This is a genomic window from Singulisphaera rosea, from assembly GCF_054877945.1.
Genome location: NZ_JBTYIP020000035.1, coordinates 15,534 through 38,294 on the forward strand (window position 1 = coordinate 15,534; position 22,761 = coordinate 38,294).

The window sequence follows — 22,761 nt, forward strand, 5'->3', positions numbered from 1 at the left end:
CCAGTCGTTGAGCGAGAACCTCGAGATGTCGCCTCCCGGCAGCGGCGAGGGTCTGGAGATGTCGTCGAGCTTCAGAGAGGCGCGATCGGGTTGCTCAGCCAGGGATCATCGACCGTTGGTTTCGACCCGGGAAGGAATGCTGGGGGCGGGCTCGCTGGAGAACTACCCAATCCCTGGCCGAATTCATCTCGCATCTCCTCTACCGGGGGTAGACGGTGATGGCATCCAAATTATCGCGACACCAACGGAAATCGCGGGGCGATTTGACGTCCTATTTTTCATGAGAATTCTTGCAGAACCGATCAAAGACCGTGAGCACTTGCGAGAATTTCTCTCCGGATCGACGCCCAGCATGTAAGGCCAAGAGCCGGAATCACACCCTAGCAAGAAATATTTATTTGCTAGCACTCCAGGACACCATTGAAGGCCAAGAATTGTACGAGCCACCAAAGTACAACTCATGAAATGATTTTCAACAACAAGATTTCACAACTTATATACATATTTTCGATAGATCGCGACTGTGGCCATCCGAAGTTCCGCAACCGAATCCAATTTGTGCACATTCATACGATTCGGAACACTTGACATTTGGCCTCGTAACTACTTTCGAGATCCAGAGGGATCGCCAAGTCTTCCGCCAACCACAACGGTAGCGTCGGCAGGTGTTGGCCGAGATGGAGCGGAGAAGACCAGGTTTCCAGCACGTGTTTACGACCGCGCAAGACCCATCGGCAAGCGACGGCGTATGTCGCCGGTGGGGCGGGTGTGAACGCCGGATCAATCTGGCCGACGAGTGCCAGCAGTTCCGCATAAAGATTGTAATGCTTCGACGTGACCAGATCGACGACGATCACCGAGACACTCTGCCTAAGCAGTGCTTCGCACTTATCCACGAAAACCTGACGGCTTTCGGGGAGGTCCTTGTTGGCAGGGCTGACCAGTTCGATGGCCGCCACGAGCCGTCGGGCTCGCCTGACGTCGAAAATCCGGACTTCGTACGCGCCGTACGCCAAGAGTTCCGTTTCGACAGCGATACTCGGCTCGGAAGGAGCGAATGCCAAGCCTTCGCTCGGATCAGACCCCAATGCATCCTGCGAGTCATCCTCGAAGCCTGCCACGTCGATCTCGATCTCGGCGCCGACGCGTACACGGGGTTCTGCCGAAAATCGTGACGGCAGCCGGCCGACGAGATCGAGAACGATCATGGCCGGCCATTGCCCGTGGAAACCCTCCCACGAGGCGAGGCTGTCGAGCGGCGGGTGGAAATGATCGCGAAGTGGCATGGTCGTCCCAGGCGAGTATCAATCACGATCTGAACATGAATCCAGGAAATCTATTATATTGAGCCTTCCCATCCTGCAACTTCTCGGGGATTGTACCATGACCCGGATAACATGGGCCGGGATCCGGAAAAGTCCCAATCAGTCGGGTTCACCGACGACTTCAGCGCCTTGACTCACCTCGTCCAGCGGGCCCTCGAGTTCGACTTCCTCGAACGCCTTGCCCTGCCAGCCCCAACGTTCGACGTCCTTGTAGACGATCATCCGTCCCTGCAGGAGCTCGGAGGACTCCTGGCAGAACCGTTCGAGCATTTCGCGGGTCCCGTGGAGTTCGACGTAGATGGGGAGGCGCGTGTTGCCGTAGTCGATGGGATTGCGTTCGGCCTGGCCCTTTTCGACGAATCCGGCGACGCATTGTTTGACGGTGCCGTGGGCGAGGCCGAACTCGCGCGCTTTTTGGATGATGCGGAGATAGACCGGGGGATTGTGCAGGTGCTGCGTCCAGGTCCTGGGCTTGGGCTTCTCTCCGGACTGGAGAAAGATTCGCAACTGGCCTAAGGGACGCGAGACGAATGGGGTGTCATCATGCACTCGAATGTCCTCGAGAAGATTCCAGGTCGCCTCGTGGCCATTCGCGAACGGGCGAACGCCGAACGACCCGACCTGCATATTGCCGGAGTGGACCTCGCGCAGGGAAAGGCCTTCGGGGACGAGCACGTCGAGAGACTTTGGGGTGTCGACCTGCTGGGAAAGGTAAATGCCGCGATGTCCCGAAGAAACATAGCTGACGACACACGCGAGCATCATCGGTGCAGCCAGTTCCGCACCGAACAGTTCGATCCCCATCAGGACGCACGCTAGCGGCGTGTTGGCCGCGCCGGCGAAGACGGAGATCAAGCCGAGGGCGGCGAAGATCGCGGTGGGCTGGCCGGTGAGTTTGGCGAAGGCATAGCCGAGCGTCGCGCCGATGCAGAAGAGCGGCGTGACCTCGCCCCCCTTGAAGCCGGTGCCGAGCGTGACGGCCGTGAACAGGATCTTGAGCGCGAACGCCCCGAGGAACACCCCTTCCGGCGTAAAGCTCTGTCCGATGAGCGATAGGCCCAGGCCGAGATAGTCGCGAGTGCCGAGTGCGTAGGTGAGGCCGATGACCGCGACGCCGCCGAAGGCGGGCCGGAGCCATGGAAGGCTCACGACACGCTTCATGACGTGCTGGATCGAGTGGGTTAGCTCCGCGAAGAGCAGGCTCGCCATCCCGAAGAGGAGGCCCGCGAGGGCCGTCCAGAGCAGGAGCGGCAAGGTGACGTGCGGGATGACGCCAAGGACGTAGAGGTGATGATCGATCCCGAGGCTTCGACAGACCATGTCGCCGATGACGCTCGCGACGAAGCAAGGTACGAGGGCGTCGTAGCGGATCCTGCCGACGGCGAGCACTTCTAGGCCGAAGATGCTCCCCGCGAGGGGCGTGCCGAAGACGGCCCCGAAGCCACCGCTGATCCCGCTCATCAGCAGGATGCGTCGATCGGCCGGGGAGAGCCTCAGCGTGCGGGCAATGACGTCGGCCAGGCTTCCCCCCATCTGCACGGCCGTGCCTTCTCGACCGGCCGAGCCGCCGAAGAGGTGCGTCCCGATCGTGCTCAAGGCGATCAGGGGGGCCATCCGCCAGGAGACGTCGCCCTCGGCCGCGTGGATGCGATCGAGGAGGAGGTTGTTCCCCCCCTCGACGTCCTGGCCGAACCGCGAGTAGAGGAAACCGATGCCCACCCCCGCCAGCGGCAGGAGCCAGAGTAGCCAGGGCGTCGACTCCTGCGTGGCTGTCGCCCAGTGGAGGCCGATGAGGAACGCGGCGGATGTGGCACCCGCGAACACACCGACGGCCGTCCCAAGGACGCACCATTTCACAAGGCTACTGGTGAGGACGAATTGTTCGCGGACGTGGAACTTCATGGGCATGCCTGTGACCGAAGTGGGGTCGCAGCATGCGGGAGGCGGGAAGTTGGGCAGGCTCGGAGACTGCCCGTGAACGTAGCCGTCCTACAGCCTCGCTGCTTGTAGGAGTCATCAGCGCACCGGGACCGGTTCCGGCGGCGGTTTCCCGAAGGAGGGCGAACCCCATGCCCAGGTTTTGGATTCTAATCGACATCGTCCGGGAGGGTCAACGACGTCGTCCACCGTGGCGAGGATGAGCGATCCGGATCGTGGTCACACCTCGTCTTTCTTCCACCACAAAGGCACAAAGGCGAGAAATTTGAGAGGATCACTATTCCTCCCTCTTGCTATCCGAGCTCCTGGTACCTTCGTGCCTTCTTGGTGGGAATCAGGCCGATCGGCGGCGATAGGCAAGGTGTCTGGCCATCGGGTGGAAAGCCGAGTCGGAAGGTCGCCAACGGGGGTCGATGGTCCATCGGTCGTCGTTCGAGGTCGGCTCTTTCGAGCGATCCCAGACCATCAGGACGCGTTCCTCGCCCCCTTGAATCGTGAAGGTTTCTTGATACAGGATGCGTTCGCCTCGACGCATCGACAACTCGTGGGTCCCCGCCCTGAGCTCGAACGGAAGCGGGGCGTAGATCCGCTCCTCGACGAAGACGAACTGGTCGTCGATCCGGACCTCGACGTTCGCGTCTTGCACGTGGACGACGACACTCGCCGTCTCCTCACCGGCGACCGAGGCGACGAGCCACCAGATCGTCGCGGCCAGGAGAGTGCCCAGGAGCCATCTCGAGACTCGGCCCACTCGAGAAGGCCCGGACTGTCGAACCTCGGTCGGGATGCTATGAGACATCATGAAGTCCTTGCTTCTAGGTCCGTTGTCCAACGTTCGGCGCACGAGCGCCCGGCACCGGTGGTCGCGGATCACCGAAGTGGCGGGAACGACGAGGTTTGAAAAGACCCGGGCGCACGGCGATCGGCCCGGGCCAAACGGTTGTCTGCAAGGAGGGGCAACGGGGTGCCCCTCACGATCGGAGGGCGAAAGGTCCGGCAGGTCGCCGCAGTCTTACGCCAGGTCGACCGGATCGTTGAGGAGAGCGGGTTCTCAACGTCTGTCGGGAACGCCGGTTTTCTTAATAATCTGATTTGCTCATGTCGTTAAATCGACAGAGAAACAGAGGCCCAGGGTGCCACGGGTTCCGTCTTCGGACCCCGTGCGGGCCAGCCTCGGCCGGCGACTTCGGGCCTGAGCAAAGGACTCGTCAATGACGACACTCACAGTCGATGTGAAATCCTCTCCCGACCAAGGATCGAGCCGTTGGCCGAGCCTGGTCCGCACGGGGTCCGAAGACGGAACCCGTGGCACCTGAAGCATAAACATTATCGCAATGGATATCCTCGACACAGCACCGATTTCGCCCCATGAGCCAACCGGGTTTCGGTAAAGGAACCCACAGGGCGCCCGACTAGCCTGATGCCCCTGAGGACTCTCCGGGAGGGCCGTTCGTCACTGGACGGCCCTCCCGAGGGTATTCACAACGCCCGAGGCGAAACCTTATCGTGAATGTCCGAATTTTTTCCGACTTGAAGATGTGACGAGGGGATAAGGCTCGAACCGAACGAGGTCTTCCGCCGGTGAATGCCCGGCCGATTTGGCCCCAACGATGCGAGGGACCACACTCCGACCTGTGAGGAAGATCCGGCTCCGGTCATCGAGAAGCGCCGGGTTCGTCACTTGACGGGGGCCGGTTGGCGCGTGTAGAGTTTCACGATCACAATTCGGTGCGCATCTTATCCAGAGTGGCTGAGGGACGGGCCCTGCGACGCCACAGCAACCGGTCCGCTATCTGAGCGGATGCTGGTGCTAACTCCTGCCCAGCGTTTCGAGTCGAATCGACTTTGAGGCGCCGATGGGACAGATAAGATAGTCTTCGGCAGAGTTGAGGCGTTCGCGCTTCAACTCCGGCGATACGACTTATCCCCTTCTCCCCATCTATTCCCTCCGGACACTCCTGGATCGCCGCGCACCGGGACGTCGGTTCGTGTCCTCGCGAAACGCGTTCTCGTTCTTCCTCGAATCTCCGGCTATCGGCTCGATGTTGGGGCCGAAGCTGGTGTCACAGGAGAATCGCCGGTGTCTGGTGAACTCGTCAGCGGTCTGAAGTGCCGGCTCTGCGGCAAGCTCTACCCCAAAGAAGCGATCAATTTCTGTACCGAGGACTTCGGCCCGCTCGAAGTCGCCTACGACTACGGGGCGGTGGCGAAGTCCCTGTCGCGACAGGTCATCGAGTCCCGCCCGAGGACGATGTGGCGCTACCGCGAGCTCCTGCCGATCGACGGCGAGCCGACCGTGGGGCGGCACGTGGGCTGCACCCCGCTGATCCGCGCCGACCGCCTGGCCAAGGCCCTGGGCGTGCGTGAACTCTACGTCAAGAACGACGCGGTCAGCCACCCGTCGCTCTCGTTCAAGGATCGCGTCGTCGCCGTGGCGCTCTCGAAGGCCGTCGAGCTCGGCTTCGAGACCGTCGGGTGTGCGTCGACGGGCAACCTCGCCGGGAGCGTGGCGGCCAACGCCGCCGCGGCCGGCCTGAATGCTTACGTGCTGATCCCCGACGGCCTCGAGCAGGGCAAGGTCCTGGGCGCCACGGTCTACGGGGCCAAGGTCATCGCCATCGAGGGGAACTACGACCACGTCAACCGCCTCTGCTCGCAGATCGCCTTCCGCTACGGCTGGGGCTTCGTCAACGTGAACCTCCGCCCCTTCTACGCCGAGGGGTCGAAGTCGATGGGCTTCGAGATCGCCGAGGATATGGGCTGGCGCATCCCCGACCAGGTCGTCGCGCCGATGGCCGGCGGCAGCCTCGTCGGCAAGCTCCACAAGTCCTTCAAGGAGCTCGAGGCCCTGGGCCTCGTCGACGGCCCGGTCCGCACGAAGATGTTTGGGGCCCAGGCGACCGGGTGCAACCCGATCTCGAACACGGTGAAGACCGACGCCCTGAAGGTCCGGCCCGTCCGGAACCCGAACACGATCGCCAAGAGCCTCGCCATCGGCGACCCGGCCGACGGCTACTTCGCCTCGCAGCTCATCCGGGACACCGGCGGCTGGAGCGAGGACGTCGACGACGACGCGATCGTCGACGCCATGCGGCTCCTCGCCGAGACCGAGGGAATCTGGGCCGAGACCGCCGGCGGCGTCACCGTCGCCGTCGCCCAGAAGCTCATCGAGCAAGGCAAGATCGACCGCGACGGCTCGACCGTCCTCTGCATCACCGGAAACGGCCTGAAGACCCAGGAAGCCCTCCTGGGCAAGATCGCCAAGCCGGTCGTCATCAAGCCGACCCTCGCCGAGTTCGAAGCCCTCGTCGGGGCCGATGCTCCCGAGCTGGTCGCCGCCGCCAACTGAGTGACTTGTCTTTTCCCGAAACCCGGTTTTTTCTTAAAAGCCGGGTTTCTGGCGGGAGAGGCGGTGACATCACGAGAGGGAGAGGCGGTGACGTCCCGAGAGGGGGGATGACTTCGACCGCGGCAGAAACCCGGTTTTTAAGAAAAGCCGGGTTTCGGTCGGGTGGGTCGTCCGCCCCGAGAACCGGCGGATTTCGAGAATTCGTCGGCCGCCCCTATGATGTGAACATCGTGCGTGTCGGCGGGTCGCCGACGTATCGCCGGGCTCGTCCCGCCGACTCAATCGCCTTCAACGCCCTGTTCGAAGCCCGAAGGCGGGCGGTGCCCGCCCTTTTGCCAGCAAGGTAAGGATCCAGGAATCATGCCCGTCGTCACCATCCCCACGCCGCTGCGACCCCACACCGGAGGCGAGTCCCGACTCGAGGCCCAGGGCGCCACCGTCGGCGAGATCCTCAAGGACCTCGGAGACCGCTTCCCCGAATTCCACAAGCGAATCTTCAACGCGGCCGGCGAGCTCCAGCAGTACGTGAACGTCTACGTCAACAACGAAGACATCCGCTACCTCGACGACCTCGAGACCGCCGTGGCCGATCGGGACACGCTCGACATCATCCCGGCCGTCGCGGGCGGCTGAGGGTTCGTACTAACTACACCTGGTCGTTTCTCAAAAAACCCCGAACGCCCTTCACCCTCGAGGCGACCGGCCCGGTCCCTTGCCCAGGAATTGCCCCAATGTCCGCCGATCCGTCCGACCCGCTCGACCGTTACAGCCGCCAGGTCCGTTTCCCCGCCCTCGGCGAGTCGGGTCAGCGCAAGCTCATGCAAAGCCGGGTCACCCTCTGCGGCTGCGGGGCGCTCGGGACCGTTTTGGCCAACCACCTCGTGCGGGCGGGCGTTGGCCACGTCCGGCTCGTCGACCGCGACTTCATCGAGACGCACAACCTCCAGCGCCAGATCCTCTTCGATGAGAACGACGTCGCCGACAATCTCCCCAAGGCCGAGGCGGCCGCGAGGAAGCTCCGCCTGATCAACAGCTCGGTCACCATCGAGCCGGTCGTCACCGACATCGACCACACCAACATCCTCGACCTCGTCGACGGCGCCGACCTGATCCTGGACGGGACCGACAACTTCGAGACCCGTTACCTCATCAACGACGCGGCGGTGAAGCTCAACAAGCCCTGGGTCTTCGGCGGGGTGATCGGCAGCGAAGGGCAGACGATGACGATCGTCCCGGGCAAGACGCCCTGCATCCGCTGCCTGATCGAGACCAGCCCGCCCCCCGGCATGACCCCGACCTGCGAGACGGCCGGCGTGCTCGGCCCCGCGGTCGCCGTCATCGCCTCCTTCGAAGCTGTCGAAGCGATCAAGCTCCTCAGCGGCGCCCACGACGCCCTGAACAGCGAGCTGATCATGATCGACGTCTGGGAGTGGTCGTTCCGCCGCCTCAAAGTTGCCGGCCTGCTCGGCAAGGTCGACTGTCCGTGTTGTCAGCAGCGCAAGTTCGAGTGGCTCGACGGCGCGCTCGGCTCGCACACGACCACGCTCTGCGGCCGCAACGCGGTCCAGATCGCGACCCGACGCCCCGAGCCCTTGAACTTCCCCGAGCTCGCCACGAGACTCGCCCCACTCGGCGACGTCCGGCACAACAACTTCATGCTCCGGTTCGCCGCCGAAGGCCATGAGTTCACCGTCTTCCCCGACGGCCGCGCGATCATCAAGGGGACCAACGACATCGCCAAGGCGCGTACCCTCTACGCACAATTCGTGGGCAGTTGATCACTTCAATGTAAAAGTACGGGAGGAGGATTCACCACAAAGGACACAAGGGGAAGAAAAAGAGAAGAATGTTTAAAAGAAGAATCAAATATCTGATTTCTCTTTCGACCCTTCCCTTCGTGTCCTTTGTGCCTTTGTGGTGAATCTCTCTAATCGCTCATGATCTACCTCGACAACGCCGCCACCAGCTTCCCGAAGCCGGAAGTCGTCTATCAGACACTCGATCGCTTCGCGAGGACGAGCCTCGCGAATCCCGGGCGTGCCGGGCACCGGATGGCGGTCGCCGCCGAGCGGTCCCTCGACGACGCGAGGCACGCGCTCAACCAATTCTTCCGGGGGGAAGGCCCCGAGCGCTGGATCTTCACGTTCAACTGCACCGACGGCCTGAACCTGGCCATCAAGGGGACGGTCAAGCCGGGCGATCACGTGATCACCTCGGATCTCGAGCACAACTCGATCAGCCGGCCGCTCCGGGCGCTCGAGAAGGCGGGGGTGATCACGCTCACCCGAGTCGCCTCCCACCAGGGCTACCTCGACCCTGAGGACGTCCGCAGGGCGCTCACGCCCAGGACCTCGCTGGTCGCGCTGACGCACGCTTCGAACGTGCTGGGGACGGTGCAACCGATCGAGGCGATCGCGCCGATCGTCCGCGAGTCGGGGGCTTTGTTTCTCGTCGACGCGGCGCAGTCGGCGGGCGTCGTCCCGATCGACCTGCGAGCAACGCCGATCGACCTGCTCGCCTTCCCCGGCCACAAGGCCCTTTACGGCCCGACGGGCACCGGTTCCCTGTATGTCGGCCCCCGCGCCAACCCCCGCCCCTGGCGTGAAGGGGGCACGGGCGGCGACTCGTCGAGCGAGACGCAGCCCTCGCTCTTCCCCTACGTGTACGAAGGGGGTACGCCGAACGTCCTGGGCGTCGCGGCCCTAGCCTCGGGCGTGGCCTGGGTTGCCGAGCGAGGCCCCGACGCCCTCCGTCGCCACGAGGTCGAGCTGCTCCAGACCGTCGTGAACTGGGCCGAGTCGGCCGAAGGCTGGAAGATCGCCGGGCGTTGGGACCCGGCAACTCACGTCGGGGCGCTCTCGCTGATTGTCCCGGAAACCCTGACGCCCCAGGACCTCGGCTCGATCCTCGACACCAGCTTCACGATCGCCGTCCGTCCCGGCCTGCACTGTGCCCCATACATCCACCGAGCCCTGGGCACCTTCCCCGACGGCACCCTCCGCGTCAGCCCTGGCCCCTTCACCACGGCCGAGGACATCGACACCTTTGTCCAGGCCCTCGCGGAGATTACTGCAGGGGTTTTGTAAGCTGCGATCGTCAGAGGTCTTGATTCGCCACGAAGGCACAAAGACACAAAGAAGAGAAAGAGGGACATAGCCTCCCTGTTTCTCTTCTTTGTGTCTTTGTGGTGAGTACTCTTTCCGGATCAGGGCTTGGGCTTAGCCTTGGCCTTTTCGGCCTTGGGAGTGTCCTGCGTGCCCTTTTTCTTCGGCGACGCTGCTTGCTGGGAAAGGGCGGCGGCCGGGGAGAGGAACGGGAGAGCGGTCTTGCGTCGCCCTCCCTTCAAGGTCCCGACGACCGGCTTCGAATCCTTGGTCAGCGCGATCGTGTGCGTCTCTTTGTGTTCCTCCGCGGTCCCTTCGTGAGTGATGATTTCGAGAGTCGCCTGGAGCGCGGGCTTGTCGGGATTGTTGTAGATGGTCTCGATGCGGACGGTGTAATCGCCGTCGAACGCACGAGGGCAGACGTAGACCTCCTCCGGGTGTGCCCCGTAGCCGTTCTTGACGATCGAACCACCGAAGACGGTGCGGGGGGTTCGGATTCGCGCCGTCGCGCCCAGAGGCTCTTCGACCGCGAGGTCGAGGTCGGCATCACCGACCCAGCTCAGGCGGATATAAAGGTCTCGGGCCTCGGACTCGGTGAGGGCGGTCAGGAGTGAGTCGGCCTCGGCCCCCTTGTCTTCCTCCCGGAGCGACTTGGCGAGGGTCTCGACCTGGAGTCGGGCATCGGTGCGGAGCCGGTCATCGGCCCCCGGCCAGCCGAGCGAGAGTAGGCGGTCGACCGAGGCGGCCATCCGCTTCGGGTCCTTCGTCCGCTGCGCCACGTTGATCGACATGATCGACGGCTCGGCGCGATGGGGGACCTTCTCCGCAGCCTGGTCGAGGAGAGTCCCTGCCCGGGCATATTCGCCGTTGAGGAACAGGAGATCCGCCACGCTGACGAGGTTGTTCGGGTTCTGGTCCTTCTCGGCCAGGTCGGCCGCATATCCGAGCGAGACCTTGGCGTCGTGGTCGCTCCCCTTGTTCATCCGGATCGCCAACGCCAGCCCCTCGTACATCCAGGGCTCGGCATTCTTGGTGCGGTAGGTCAAGTAGGCGGTCAGGATCGCCTGCACGTCCTGCGTCTTCTTATAAGCATTGAGCGAGGTCACCTTGTCCTTCAGGTCGGCCGAACTCTCATCATGCGTGCGGTAGTAGTTCATCCAGTACTTGGCCGTGTCGACCGCCTTCCGCTGTGGGACGACCGGCTTGGCCCCGGGGCGGATCGGGATCATGTTCGGCTTCACGCCCGGCTTGGCGGGGTCGAGGGTGGGGTTCCCATCCCGGTTCATGTTCGGATTGGCGGGTAGGACGGTCGGGAAGTCATCGTTGGGCGAGGTCTGTGTCTTCTTGGACGACGAAGACCCGGGACCAGCCGGCGTTTTGCCGCGCTGGTCCCGGGTCTTTTGAGAAGGTTGTGAGGCTTTGGGGGAGTCAGCGGCTCTCAGTTGCTTTTTTTTTCCGAGAAGCTGCCGGCCGAGCTATCGACGGTGTTGGGGTCCTGGACCGGGACGGACATCATGCCCATACCGCCCATGCCGCCGCCGCCCATACCGCCACCCATGCCGCCGCCACCCATACCGCCGCCCATACCGCCACCCATACCACCGCCCATACCGCCGCCCATACCGCCTCGCTGACCGCCGCCCATCAGTGAGAGGGGGATGATGGCGAGGTCAGCGACCGGGTAGACGCGGATTTCGCTCGGGACGTCCTCGGAGTTCTCGAAGGTGATCGTCATCAGGCCGTCCTTGACAGTGTACGTCAGGCCGAGCTGCTTGAGGATCAGCTTGAGGGTCGTCTTGAGGGGGACGCCTTCGAGGTCGAGGGTGATCGGCGAGGTCATCGTCTTCTCGGCCTCTTGCAGGCCGACGGGATCGACGTAGATCGGGATGCCGGAGTCGTTCGCGCCCTGGGTCGCCGACTTGATGTACTTGAGGACGTCTTCGAGCGGCGTCTCGTTGGGGAAGGCCATCGAGATGGGCTCGTTGAGCTTCTCGAGGATCGCCTTCGTCTTCGGGTCGCGGTCGAGGAGGTCGACGGCCTTGCCATACTTCTTGATGCGGTCTTCCGAGATCTTCCGCCAGAGATCGGCGTCGGGGTACTCGATCGTGATCGTGTCCGGGAACGGGACCGCGGCGCGGTCGACGTCCTGGAACGACTGCATGAAGCGGAATTCCTTGAGATTCTCGTAAGCAATCTCCTGGGCGAGGAAGCCCGTCGTCTGGGAGACGAACACGCCGGCGCGGGGAGCTTCATCATTGGGGACGAGGGCGCGGGCCTTCTGGGCCAGGAGGCGGGCGTCGTAGAACGCGGCGGTGGTCGCGACGATGTCGCCGGTGCCGCCGTTGTAGAGGACGTTGTACTGCCCCTGGGCCATCAGGCTGTCGAACTGGATCATCAGAGTCGAGACGGTCTGGTCATTCCGGGTCAGGAGGTCCAGGGCGCGGACTTGCTGCTCGGCGGCGGCTTCGAGCCGGAGGCGCTCGGCCTGCTGGGCGACGATCCGCTCCTCGGCCCGGACGGTCGAGAGGAGCTGGGCCTGGATCTCGCGGTCGAGGGCGTTGCGGACCTCGTCGGCGACGTTGGAGGCCGAGCGAGCAACGCTCTGGGCGAGCCGCAAGGTGCTCAAGGCGGCGTCGGGCTGGCCGGCCTCGACGAGGTCGCGGGCCGTCCGGAGCCGTTCGCGGATGTCGGCCGTGAGCTGCTCGCGCTGGACGTTCTCAAGCCTGTGGGCTTCCTCGATCGTGGCCTGCGGCTTGTGAACGGGCGAGGGGATGGCCTCGTCCGCCGGGATCGGCGCCGGAGGCGTCACGACATCGACCGCGTCGGCCGGAGCCGGGGCGGGCGCATCCGCGGGTTGGGCGGCGTCTTGCAAGGCCACTCGACGGACCCCGCCGACCTGGCGGGAGAGGGCTCGGCGAGCTTCAGAGTTTTGGGGATCGAGCGCCAGAGCTTTACGGAAGAACGTCGTGGCCTGCGCGGTCTCGCCCTGCGCGAGCGCCTGGCGGCCGAGGCGGTTCAGTTGTTCGGACAACGATGGCGGCTCGGCGCCACGCGAGGACACCCCGCAAAGCAACAGGCCGCCCAGCGTCAACGGCCCGACGCCTTTCCACAGTCGCGCGGTTCGGGACATGATTGATCCTCTTCGAGAAGGGAAACCGGCTTATAGGACCGGCACGGGCGCTTGTCTTTGATTGAATTTAACGGATCGAGACGCTCCCTCTCAAGCCGGCGAATCCGAGGCCAAGACGCGATCCCGGCCGATCCACCGACGTCGTCACCGACAAGATCCAGTCCCCTCGTCGGGGCGGCCGGACTTCGGAGCCGTACCCTCCCTGTCGTCATCCATTATGCCACACGGATCCGAACCCGGCCAAACCGGACCCGGTCGACTTCACCTCGACCCGAGCACTTTCCTCCTCAACGCCCGAAAACCCCGACGTTGACAGCGTGAGAGCTACGTCCTATTGGATTCTTAAGGGACACATGATCCCACGCGACATCCCACCGAGCGGGGGTTTGAAATGCGGGGCCAAAGGAGGCCGGAAGGCCATTCGACCGACTCCTCCCACCCTCGTGTCTCGTGGGAGGGCCAAACGCTTTCGCTCGGAACCGCCGGGGCTTTCAACATGAACGACAATGACCAGACGTCGCCCACGCCCGGAAAATTCGATCCGTCCGTCTATCCGGAGAATCTCCTGATCCACGAGCGAAGGACCAAGAAGCCAGACCCGTCCCCGACCGTCAGCCCTTCCCAGCCCAAGGAGCGCCGACGACGGGTCGACCCGACCACGTTCGAGAAGCAGTACACTATCGACGAAATCGAATTCATGAATGCGATGCAACAGTTCAAGAGCCAGTCCGGGCACCCGTTCCCGACCTATGACGAGGTCCTGCGGGTGGCGGCCCGGTTGGGTTACCGAAAGCTCGAGCCCGATTCCACCGACGAAACCTCGGCGAACGGCCACCTCAACGGCGAGTCGACCAACGATCCCCTCGCGTCCTAATAACTCCGCCGCCCGTCCCGGGCGTGCCCCTCGATGTCCGGCCCCGTGACGGCCTCTCCCTCAATTTCGTCAACGGCGACACCCTGCTCACAGCCCTGTGCGTCGAGGTCGATCCAGGGTCGGCGGTGAACGCCCGGTACGAAAACGACATCCCCTGCGTCCAGAATCCATCGCCTTCTCAAACAAGAGCTCGAGTCGGCCCCGATCCTCTGCGCCGTTCGGTTTCGAAACAGGAACCGGCCCGAAGGACCGCGAGGGCCTCCGGGCCGGGACTCGATTTCGCATGCCGGCTGAGCAGCGACCAGCCCTCGGTTCAGCGGGAAATCGTGACGACCGCAGGCCCGTGGAGCAGGCTCGCCCAGGCGAAGACCGCCTCTCTCGTCAGCCGGACGGCGTGGGTCAGCCGTTCGGCTTCGGCCTGGCGAGAGGCGATTGACTCGGCGACACCGGCCCCCTCGCGAGACTCAGTCCGGGCGAGTCGCGCCGAGTCTTCCGCGAAGGACAACGCCATCGAATCGACGACCGAGGTAAACTCTCGGACCGAATTCGAGGCGACGGTGGCCGCCAGGTCGGCCGAGAAGCTCGTCGCCACGTCTTCCATGGCCACCTGGAACGCTTGATCCAGGTCCGAGGAGCCGGCCGGCTCGACTGAGGCCGGCGACGCGATCGGAGCCGCGACGACTGGCGCCGAGACTTCAACCGTGGCGGGCACCACCACGGTCACTTCGGCGGCGACCACGACCTCGTTTGCAACCGTCACATCCTCGGCGGGAGCAGCGACCGGCTCGGGGGCCACGACGACTTCCGAGACGGCCGCGACGACTCCCGGAGTGCTCCGTGCGGGGACAGGCTCATCCGGGGCCGAGAGGATCGGTGCATCCAGGCTGGGTACCTCGTCGTCCTGCACCACGACGGCCAGGGACTCGGAGGTTGCGGGTGCAACTTCGAGGGCCAACTCATCCAGGACCAGGAGCCCGGGGACATCGAGGGCCGGAATCGTGACCGATGCCAGTTGGATCGGCGAGGGTTCGGCAACCGGAGCGGGGAAGATCGCCACGGCGGGGGACGGAATCGACTCAATGGGCAGAAGCCCTGCGGGCGGCGCGACTTGGCGACGAGCCGCGAGGGCCCACTCTCGATTGTTGCTCACCACGACGGTGGGCCGTACGGCCTTGGCCCGTGCGACTCGATGATCGGCGGATCGGGCGTCGACCCAGTCGTGAGCCACGCGGCCCAACGTCTGAAAATCCTGGCGGCTCGGCAAGCTCATACCCAACCCGGCCAAAAGTCCCACCAAGATCAAGCGGAGCGCCATCGGACGACCTCCAACGCTGAATATAGGGATCATCATTGCGATGTTTCCGTCAAATGGGGTGTATCCCGATCCTTCAGGCGATGCCCCTCCATGCCCGGCTCCGGTCCGACCGGCTCGACGCCTCGTCTCCGAGGCGGAGCCTCGGGATACCAAGTTCACGACCAGCGTCCCGACCCCAAAAGTCCAAACCGCGCCGGCCTTCGCTCCGTCTCATCCGACTCCACACTCCTTCGCTGGAAAAATTTATCGACGGGGAATTCTCGGAGCTTTAGAGAGTTCGGGGGCTTCACACAAAAGAATCAGGCACTTGATGCGCACACCGTGGCGTCAAACTCTGGGCAAGCCGAAAAATCTCTCCATTTTCAAGAGGCCAAGCCCACAGGGGTTCTGCCGAAGTCTGTGTGAGTCTGCGGGATAGATTGAGTCGGCGGGCGTATCGTTTCGCGATTGTCAGGATTCGGGAAAACCGTACGATGAGCGCCGGCGGCCGCGGGATGCAGGCCGCCTCTTGGGAAGAATCTGGGTAACGCCCGGACTTCCGATCGGCCCGTGAACGAGCACGAGCGCGACAACAGCCGAGGGAGTGGCCGACGATGGGCAAGACAGTCCTGGTGACAGGCGCGGGGGGGTTCATTGGCAGCCACCTGACCGAGCGTCTCGTCCGAGAAGGCCATTCCGTCCGGGTCCTGGTGCGATACAACGGCCGTGACGATCGCGGCCAGATCGATCGGCTGGATCCGGAAATCCGGGCGTCGGTCGAGGTCCATCGCGGAGACCTGAAGGATCCCGAGGCGGTGCGCAAGGCCGTCGAGGGGCGAGCGTGGGTCTTCCACCTCGGTGCCCTGATCGCGATCCCCTACTCGTACCAGAACCCGCACGACGTGGTTCAAACCAACGTGGTCGGGACGGCGCATGTTCTCGACGCCTGCCGGCACGAGGAGTCACTGGAACGTGTCGTGCTGACGTCGACGTCCGAGGTCTACGGGACCGCCCAGTACGTCCCCATTGACGAGCGGCACCCGCTCCGAGGCCAGTCGCCTTACGCGGCGACCAAGATCGGGGCCGACGCGCTCGGCGAGAGCTACCACCGCGCGTTCGGGCTCCCCGTGACGATCCTCCGACCATTCAACACGTTCGGGCCGAGGCAATCGGCCCGGGCGATCATCCCGACCATCATTAGCCAGGCCTTGACCCGATCGAGCGTGAAGCTGGGGAGCCTCGATCCGAGGCGAGACCTGACCTACGTCAAGGACACGGTCTCGGGCTTCCTCTCGATCGCCACCTGCGACGCCGCCCTCGGCCGGGTGGTGAACATCGGACGGGGCGAGGACCTCACGATCGGAGAGCTCGTGGAGCGGATCGCCGCGAGGCTGGGCAAGCCGATCCAGGTCGAGACCGACACCCAGCGGATCCGCCCGACCGCCAGCGAAGTCGGAAGGCTCCTGGCCGGGACCGCCCTGGCGAAGGAGCTCTGGGGGTGGACCCCCCGCTACTCGCTCGACGAGGCACTCGACGAGACGATCGCCTGGGTCCGCAACAACCTCGGCCTCTTCCGCGTCGACTCGTACACGACCTGAGTCCAGCCCTTCCCCACCCCCGGCGCGACCTTGGGCCAAGGGTGCGAGTGACTTGCGAGCGGCGTCCCGACTTCGATAAGATAGGGCTTTGTGGCCTGCGCCGACCCCGCCTGAGTCTCGAAATGAGCATCGACTGGACCCCACTGGCCGACCTGATCGCGACCCACGATCGATTCCTCGTGACGACGCACGTTCGACCGGACGGGGATGCCCTCGGGTCTGAGGTCGGGATGGTGGGCTTCCTCCGGCAGCAGGGCAAGGACGTCCGGGTCGTGAACTCGAGCCCGACGCCCCCCCGGTATGACTTCCTCGACCCCGACGGCACGCTCTTCGAGCACTTCGGGACCCAAGTCAATCCGGCGGACCTGGCCGACCGCGAGGTCGCGGTGATCCTCGACCTCTCGGCCTGGAGCCAACTCGGCGACATGGCGGGCTACATCCGCGAGTTCCCGGGCACTCGCGTGGTGATCGACCACCACGTCAGCCAGGACGACCTCGGCGCGACCTTCTTCAAGGACACGACCGCCGAGGCGACGGGCACCCTGATCGTCCGAGCCATGAAGGCCCTCGGCGGGACGTTCACCCCCGAGGTCGCCACCGGGCTCGTGACCGCCATCGCCATGGATACCGGCTGGTTCCGCCACCCGAACACGAAGCCCTCGACGCTCCGCACGATCGCCGACCTCGCCGAGGCGGGGGCGAAAGTCGACGAGATCTATCGGGTCCTCTTCGAGCGAAATAGCCTGGGCCGACTCCTCCTGATGGGGGAGACGCTCTCGAAGATGAAGACCGACTCCGATGGCCGGATCGCCTATGCCGTGGTCACGCGCGAGGCGATCGCTCGCACCGGCGCGATCCCCCAGGACACCGAAGACCTGATCGACTTCACCGTGAGCCTTACGGGCGTCGAGGTCGGCATGCTCTTCCTCGAACAGGCCCGAGGGGGAATCAAGCTGAGCCTCCGGTCCCGCAACGGGCTCGACTGCGCCGAACTCGCCGGCCAGTTCGGCGGCGGCGGGCACAAGGCCGCGGCCGGGGCCACGCTGCCCGAACCGCTCGAGCCCAACATCGAACGCGCGCTCGAGGCCGTCCGCAACGCTTTGCCTTCCGTTTGATCGGAAAAATGTTTTGGCGCGAGGCCGCGAATCTCCGTAATACGACTGAGACGACCGGTTTCCGTCCCCCCCGAACAACGTCCGCCCTGCCCTGGACCACCCGACCGTTTTGACCGCGATCGCCCCGATTGAACCTTCCCCTTTGCTCGTCCGTGCGCCCCAACCGCACCGAGGCAACCCGCCGGCCGCATTCCGATTGACGCTCGGAGCGAGAAGGTCCGGCTCCCCTTGCTGTCGAGGGAGTTTCGACGATGAATCGACGTAGCCTCTATCGGATCGGCACCTTTGCGCTGGGGGGCCTGTCCGCCCTCGCGCTTGCGGTGCCGGGTGTCGCCTACATACTCGACCCGCTTCGCAAGATGCAGGGCAAAGGGCAGTTCCGCCCGTTGGCCAAGCTGAGCGAACTCAAGGTCGGGGTCCCCGTGGCCGTGGCAGTCAATGAAGAACGCCAGGACGCCTGGGTGAAATACCCCAAGGAGCCGGTCGGATCGGTCTGGCTGCTCCGCCAGTCCGAGGGGGGTAAGGAACCGGTGGTGGCCTTCACCAGCCGTTGCCCCCACCTCGGCTGCGCGATCAACCTCTCGGCCGACCACAAATCGTTCTACTGCGCCTGCCACTCGAGCAGCTTCTCGTTCGACGGCACGCCCCAGAACGAAGTCCCCCCCCGGGCGATGGACAAGCTCGAGGTCGACATCACCAAATCGTCCGACCCGGAGGTCCGGGTCAAGTTCCAGAGGTTCCGGAGCGGGACCGAGGAGAAGACCCCCCTTGCTTAAGCCACTCGCCGACTGGTTCGACGACCGGACGAACGTCCGCTCGCTCATCCGCTCCGCCTCCGAGACCCCCATCCCCGGCGGCGCCCGCTGGCGCTACGCGATCGGGGCGGCGTTGGCGTCCACCTTCCTGATCCAGCTCGCCACCGGCCTCTTGATGATGCTCTCGTACTCGCCGTCGTCGTCGACGGCCTGGGGGAGCGTCTACTACATCAACGAGCAGATGACACTCGGCTGGGTCATCCGGGGCATCCACCACTTCGGCTCGGGCGCGATGATGACCCTCCTCGTCCTCCACCTGATGCAGGTGGTCGCGGCCGGCGCGTATCGCCGCCCTCGCGAGGTCAACTGGTGGTTCGGCATGGCCCTCCTGTTCCTCGTCCTCGGCTTCAGCCTCACCGGCTACCTCCTGCCCTGGGACCAGAAGGGATACTGGGCGACCAACGTCGCCACCAGCATCATGAGCGGGGCGCCGGTCCTCGGCCCGTATATCCAGAAGCTCGTCATCGGCGGGACCGACTACGGCAACCAGACGTTGACCCGGTTCTACGGCCTCCACGTCGGCCTCTTGCCGACCCTGTTCTTCCTCTGCGTCTCGGCGCACATCGCGCTGGTCTGCCGGCACGGGGTCACGCCCCCGGCCAACGCCGACCGCAAGCCCGCGGGCAAGTACTGGCCCGAACAGATTTTCATGTTTGCCGTCGCCGGCACGGCCGTGCTGGGCATCCTGCTCGTCATCGTGCTGAAGGAGCACGGGGCCAACCTCGACGCCCCGGCCGACCCCTCGAGCGCCGACTACCCCGCTCGTCCCGAGTGGTACTTCCTCTCGCTCTTCCAGATGCTCAAGGTCTTCCCCGGCCGGCTCGAGATGATCGCGACGATCGTGATCCCGACGACGGTCATGACCGTCCTGATCCTGATCCCGCTGTTCGACCGGATCATGCCGAGCAAGCTCGCCCACTTCCTCGCCTGTAGCTTCGTCTTCGGCCTGGTCGGGGGTGCGGCCTACCTGAGCGTGATGGCGATCCGCCAGGACGCGTCGGACCTGGCGTTCCAGGCCGACCGGAAAGAGGCCGACCTGACCCGGCAGCGGGCGATCCTCCTCGCCGGCAACCCCGCCCACGGCGTCCCCCCCGAAGGCTCGGCGTACGTCCTCCTCCGCGACCCGCTCACGCACGGCGGCGGCGTGCTCGAGAAGAAATGCCTGAGCTGCCACTACTTCGATAAGAAGGGCCTCGTCTCGCTCGACGACACGGGGAAAGACTCGATGAGCCCGCAGGTCGCCTCCGACCTGAAGGACTTCGGCGCGTTTCCCTGGGTCCGCGGCCTCCTCGAGAACCCCGGCGCCGACACGTATTTCGGCAAGGTGCCGAAGTGTGACGGGATGGTCGAGTGGAAGAAGAGCTCGAAGCTCTCTCGGAAGGAGCTCGACGACGTCGCGCGTTTCGTCGCCGACTTCTCCAAAATTCCTCCCGACATGACCCCGGACGACTGGCTCGCGAGCCCCGGCGTTGCGGACCACCCGGGCAATGCACCTTTCGTCAAAGAGTGCGGCAAGTGCCACGTCGTCGAAGGATTGAGCGAAGGAGGCCTGCGCGACTCCCCCCAACTCTTCGGCTGGGGTTCCCGCCAGTGGATCGAACGCATGATCCACAGGCCGGGCTCGCCGGACCTCTACGGCTACCTCGAGGCCAACGACCAGATGCCGGCGTTCTCCTCGGATCAGTTGTCCGAGAACGACGTGACGATGCTGATCCGCTTCCTCAAGAACGACTACATCGGGGCTCCGTCCGAGCCCCCGTCGACCGCGACGTCGATCGCGGCCCGGCCGGCTACGCCCTGAGCCCGGTCATGGTCCCGAAAAAGAGCCGGAGGCCGGAGCGTCCGTCCGACGCCCCGGCCTCCGGCGTTTCGCTTTCGAAGGGAACGGGACCCGCGGTTCTCAAAAAAGGGGCAGCCTCATCCCTCGAATCCCACCCCCGCGTGACACTTGAACACATCGACTTCGATGGGGACGCACGGGAACCGACACCCTCGCTTCCCGATCGGCGAAAACCCCGGAAATGTCGAAAAACCCGGCGAAAACCGGTGGATTTTTCTTGAGTCGGCCTTGTGTGGCGGCTAGACTCGCCTTCACGAATTGGCAAGGAAGCCGGTAAGTCAAACGGAATTGACACCACTCTCGCGTCACACCTTCGAGAAAAATTCGGTTCGCTCTCCTTGGCATGTGTCGAGGCCAGTGATGGTATCGGCATGTCTCAACGGAGGCCTCGGGGATTTTGCGGACGCGGCGATCCTGCGAAGAATCGTCGCGCACTGGCTGCCCGCCCCATTCAGGCTCGACCACAATGCGATTCATGGAGGATCGCGGTGGCAAAGTCGGGGCGGTCGACGAACGGATTTCGCTGACGCCAACGCAAGGAAGGAAGCCCGCCATGAAGGACCGACCTCTGATCGGGATCAACACCGACTACCGCGCCACCACCAAGGGCCGCTCCCCGCACAGTTTCATGCACAGCGGCTACTTCGACTGCATCCTCTCGGCCAACGCCCTGCCCGTCATCATCCCGCCCTTGACCAAGGAGCATGACCTGGCGCCGATCCTCGACCGCCTCGACGGGGTCTTGCTGACCGGCGGCGACGACCTCGACCCGAAGAAGATGGGCCTGTCCCCGCACCCCTCGGTCACCGTGATGTCCGAGCGGCGCGAGTCGGCCGACCGACTCCTCTGCAAGCTCATCCAACAGCGCCGGATGCCCGTCCTCGGGATCGGCGTCGGGATGCAGGAGCTGAACGTCGTCAACGGCGGGGGGATCTTCCTCCACCTGCCCGAGGACCTTCCGCGCAGCATCCCGCACCGCGATCCGCAAGGCGGCGTCCACCGCCACACCGTGATCATGGAGCCGGGGACTCGCATGGAAGAGATCTACGGGCCGGGCGAGATCCGGGTGAACAGCTATCACCACCAGGGGATCCGCAAGCTCGCCCCGATCTTCCGCCAGAGCGCACTCGCGCCGGATGGCCTCATCGAGGCCTTCGAAGGCAAGGACCCGAACTGGTGGGTCGTCGGCGTGCAGTGGCACCCCGAGAACGAGGGGAACATCTCCCTCGACATGCAGCTCATCGAGGCCTTCACCACCGCCGCCTCGGCCTACACCAACACGCTCCAGGGCACCCTGACGCTCGCCAAGGCGAGCTGAGCAGTTGGTCGGCAACCGGCCCCGCGTCCGACATTCGGTTCGATCGCGACAGCCTCGGGCGAAACGCCCAGGGCTCGACTCGGGGCCGGGAGATTGTCGACGGGTGACGAACCCGTCCCCTCCCTTCGGCTTGAAGGACACACAACCTCAGAGTTCCCCCCCACCGTCGTCCTTCTCACCACCTCACGACAGTTGAACCGAGGGCATCCCAAAGCCCTCTTCGCCCAAACATCAACGAATCCGAATGCCCCGACTGCCCGATACCGACAGCCGTTCGGGGCGCGGATCTCGTCAGATCGACCCGACGCGCGACGCGGCGAAGGTCACCCACGTCCCCGAATCATTGTTCAATGGCCCGGAGATGTTGCCGGAACCGACCAGGCTCTGGCCTCCCGGCAAGCCTCCGCGGACCCCACGCAACTGCCCGCTCCCGGCGACCTCGAGGGCACTCCCGCCGGGTAGGTCGAAACGGAGCGCGACCGCCCCGCCGTACACCGTGCCCACGACGTTGACGACCGGCCCACGCTGGGGGAAGAAATATCCCGTGACCTGGATGCGTCCCGAGACGCCCAGCACCAGCGGGCCCCGGAGCGTCACGCCCGCGTCCGGCCCCTGCTTGATCGTGGCGACGAAGACCCGATAAGGCGCCAAAGGATTCGCTCGCCCTTGCGCGACCTGGGTGTCCGCGGTCGGCGATTGATGGACGTGAGCATGACCACGGAGGCCGCCCGCACTCGGGGGGCACCGTCCCTCACAAGGCTCGGCCATCGGCGTGAGGACCCGATCCCTAGCGATCGAGCCGCGAGGCCTCGGGGACTGGCCAAACCATCGCAATCGATCGAAGAAGGCTCGAGTTCGCCACATCATGCCACCTCCGCGGAAGTGTATCACACGTCCACGACGATGGGGTGGCAACCTCCTCCCACCCGATCCTCTCGACATGCCACCTCATTTTGAGACCTGACCGAGGGTCCCGACCGGGGATGCCGCCACCCCCTCCTTTGCCTCCGGATCGCTCGTTCGGCCGAGAGTCGTGACGACATCCCCTTGGCGGCAGGACG

The 22,761-nt window shown here is 64.6% G+C and carries 17 protein-coding genes and 2 riboswitches; of the genes, 10 read left to right on the forward strand and 7 right to left on the reverse strand.

Features of this window, described 5'->3' with window-relative positions; translation table 11 throughout:
- Positions 1-566: 566 nt before the first annotated feature.
- From ACYOEI_RS35600 to ACYOEI_RS35610, 3 genes are all read right to left on the reverse strand, one after another.
- Positions 567-1,286 (reverse strand): DUF4058 family protein, encoded by a 720-nt coding sequence (locus tag ACYOEI_RS35600; RefSeq protein ID WP_462855059.1) that lies wholly within the window; start codon positions 1,284-1,286, stop codon positions 567-569.
- A 138-nt stretch (positions 1,287-1,424) separates the two neighbouring features.
- Positions 1,425-3,233: a DUF190 domain-containing protein gene (locus tag ACYOEI_RS35605; protein ID WP_462855060.1), complete on the reverse strand. Its 1,809-nt coding sequence runs from the start codon at positions 3,231-3,233 to the stop codon at positions 1,425-1,427.
- A gap of 92 nt (positions 3,234-3,325) precedes the next feature.
- A riboswitch (Fluoride riboswitch) is annotated at positions 3,326-3,409 on the reverse strand.
- Positions 3,410-3,597: 188 nt separating this feature from the next.
- Positions 3,598-4,065, reverse strand: coding sequence for a hypothetical protein (locus ACYOEI_RS35610; protein ID WP_462855061.1), 468 nt, complete (start codon positions 4,063-4,065; stop codon positions 3,598-3,600).
- A 932-nt stretch (positions 4,066-4,997) separates the two neighbouring features.
- Positions 4,998-5,135: riboswitch (SAM riboswitch) on the forward strand.
- 208 nt (positions 5,136-5,343) lie between these two features.
- Here ACYOEI_RS35610 and thrC point away from each other — a divergent pair.
- From thrC to ACYOEI_RS35630, 4 genes are all read left to right on the forward strand, one after another.
- Positions 5,344-6,612 (forward strand): threonine synthase, encoded by a 1,269-nt coding sequence (gene thrC, locus ACYOEI_RS35615; protein ID WP_462855062.1) that lies wholly within the window; start codon positions 5,344-5,346, stop codon positions 6,610-6,612.
- Positions 6,613-6,972: 360 nt separating this feature from the next.
- Positions 6,973-7,245, forward strand: a complete 273-nt coding sequence (locus ACYOEI_RS35620; protein WP_462855063.1) for a ubiquitin-like small modifier protein 1 — start codon at positions 6,973-6,975, stop codon at positions 7,243-7,245.
- 98 nt (positions 7,246-7,343) lie between these two features.
- Positions 7,344-8,390: a ThiF family adenylyltransferase gene (locus ACYOEI_RS35625; protein WP_462855064.1), complete on the forward strand. Its 1,047-nt coding sequence runs from the start codon at positions 7,344-7,346 to the stop codon at positions 8,388-8,390.
- A 159-nt stretch (positions 8,391-8,549) separates the two neighbouring features.
- On the forward strand, positions 8,550-9,698 hold the full coding sequence (locus ACYOEI_RS35630; protein WP_462855065.1) for an aminotransferase class V-fold PLP-dependent enzyme: 1,149 nt from the start codon (positions 8,550-8,552) through the stop codon (positions 9,696-9,698).
- A gap of 119 nt (positions 9,699-9,817) precedes the next feature.
- Here the strand turns inward: ACYOEI_RS35630 and ACYOEI_RS35635 are convergent, their stop codons facing one another.
- On the reverse strand, positions 9,818-11,002 hold the full coding sequence (locus tag ACYOEI_RS35635; RefSeq protein ID WP_462855066.1) for a DUF2135 domain-containing protein: 1,185 nt from the start codon (positions 11,000-11,002) through the stop codon (positions 9,818-9,820).
- Between the two features lie 152 nt (positions 11,003-11,154).
- On the reverse strand, positions 11,155-12,846 hold the full coding sequence (locus ACYOEI_RS35640) for a hypothetical protein (RefSeq protein ID WP_462855067.1): 1,692 nt from the start codon (positions 12,844-12,846) through the stop codon (positions 11,155-11,157).
- Between the two features lie 496 nt (positions 12,847-13,342).
- Here ACYOEI_RS35640 and ACYOEI_RS35645 point away from each other — a divergent pair, with 496 nt between their 5' ends.
- Positions 13,343-13,720 carry a hypothetical protein gene (locus tag ACYOEI_RS35645; protein WP_462855068.1) on the forward strand — a complete coding sequence of 126 codons (378 nt, stop codon included), beginning with the start codon at positions 13,343-13,345 and terminating at the stop codon, positions 13,718-13,720.
- A gap of 313 nt (positions 13,721-14,033) precedes the next feature.
- Here the strand turns inward: ACYOEI_RS35645 and ACYOEI_RS35650 are convergent, their stop codons facing one another.
- Positions 14,034-15,035, reverse strand: a complete 1,002-nt coding sequence (locus ACYOEI_RS35650) for a hypothetical protein (RefSeq protein ID WP_462855069.1) — start codon at positions 15,033-15,035, stop codon at positions 14,034-14,036.
- A gap of 593 nt (positions 15,036-15,628) precedes the next feature.
- On the opposite strand from ACYOEI_RS35650, the gene ACYOEI_RS35655 reads away from it, so the two are divergent.
- The 5 genes from ACYOEI_RS35655 (at position 15,629) to ACYOEI_RS35675 (ending at position 21,700) form a co-directional block, all read left to right on the forward strand.
- Positions 15,629-16,612, forward strand: coding sequence for a GDP-mannose 4,6-dehydratase (locus ACYOEI_RS35655; protein ID WP_462855070.1), 984 nt, complete (start codon positions 15,629-15,631; stop codon positions 16,610-16,612).
- A gap of 122 nt (positions 16,613-16,734) precedes the next feature.
- Complete coding sequence (locus tag ACYOEI_RS35660) at positions 16,735-17,727, forward strand: DHH family phosphoesterase (RefSeq protein WP_462855072.1); 993 nt, start codon at positions 16,735-16,737, stop codon at positions 17,725-17,727.
- 251 nt (positions 17,728-17,978) lie between these two features.
- Entirely contained in the window at positions 17,979-18,503 is a 525-nt protein-coding gene (locus ACYOEI_RS35665; protein WP_462855073.1) for a QcrA and Rieske domain-containing protein, read from the forward strand.
- A complete protein-coding gene (locus ACYOEI_RS35670) occupies positions 18,496-20,343 on the forward strand; it encodes a cytochrome b (RefSeq protein ID WP_462855075.1) in 1,848 nt (615 codons plus the stop codon). Before ACYOEI_RS35665 ends, ACYOEI_RS35670 begins: the two co-directional genes overlap by 8 nt.
- 592 nt (positions 20,344-20,935) lie before the next feature.
- Positions 20,936-21,700 (forward strand): gamma-glutamyl-gamma-aminobutyrate hydrolase family protein, encoded by a 765-nt coding sequence (locus ACYOEI_RS35675; protein ID WP_462855076.1) that lies wholly within the window; start codon positions 20,936-20,938, stop codon positions 21,698-21,700.
- 291 nt (positions 21,701-21,991) lie between these two features.
- On the opposite strand, the gene ACYOEI_RS35680 is transcribed toward ACYOEI_RS35675, so the two are convergent.
- The gene (locus ACYOEI_RS35680; RefSeq protein WP_462855077.1) at positions 21,992-22,351 is read right to left on the reverse strand and encodes a hypothetical protein; all 360 of its coding nucleotides are present in this window, start codon (positions 22,349-22,351) and stop codon (positions 21,992-21,994) included.
- Positions 22,352-22,761: the final 410 nt, after the last annotated feature.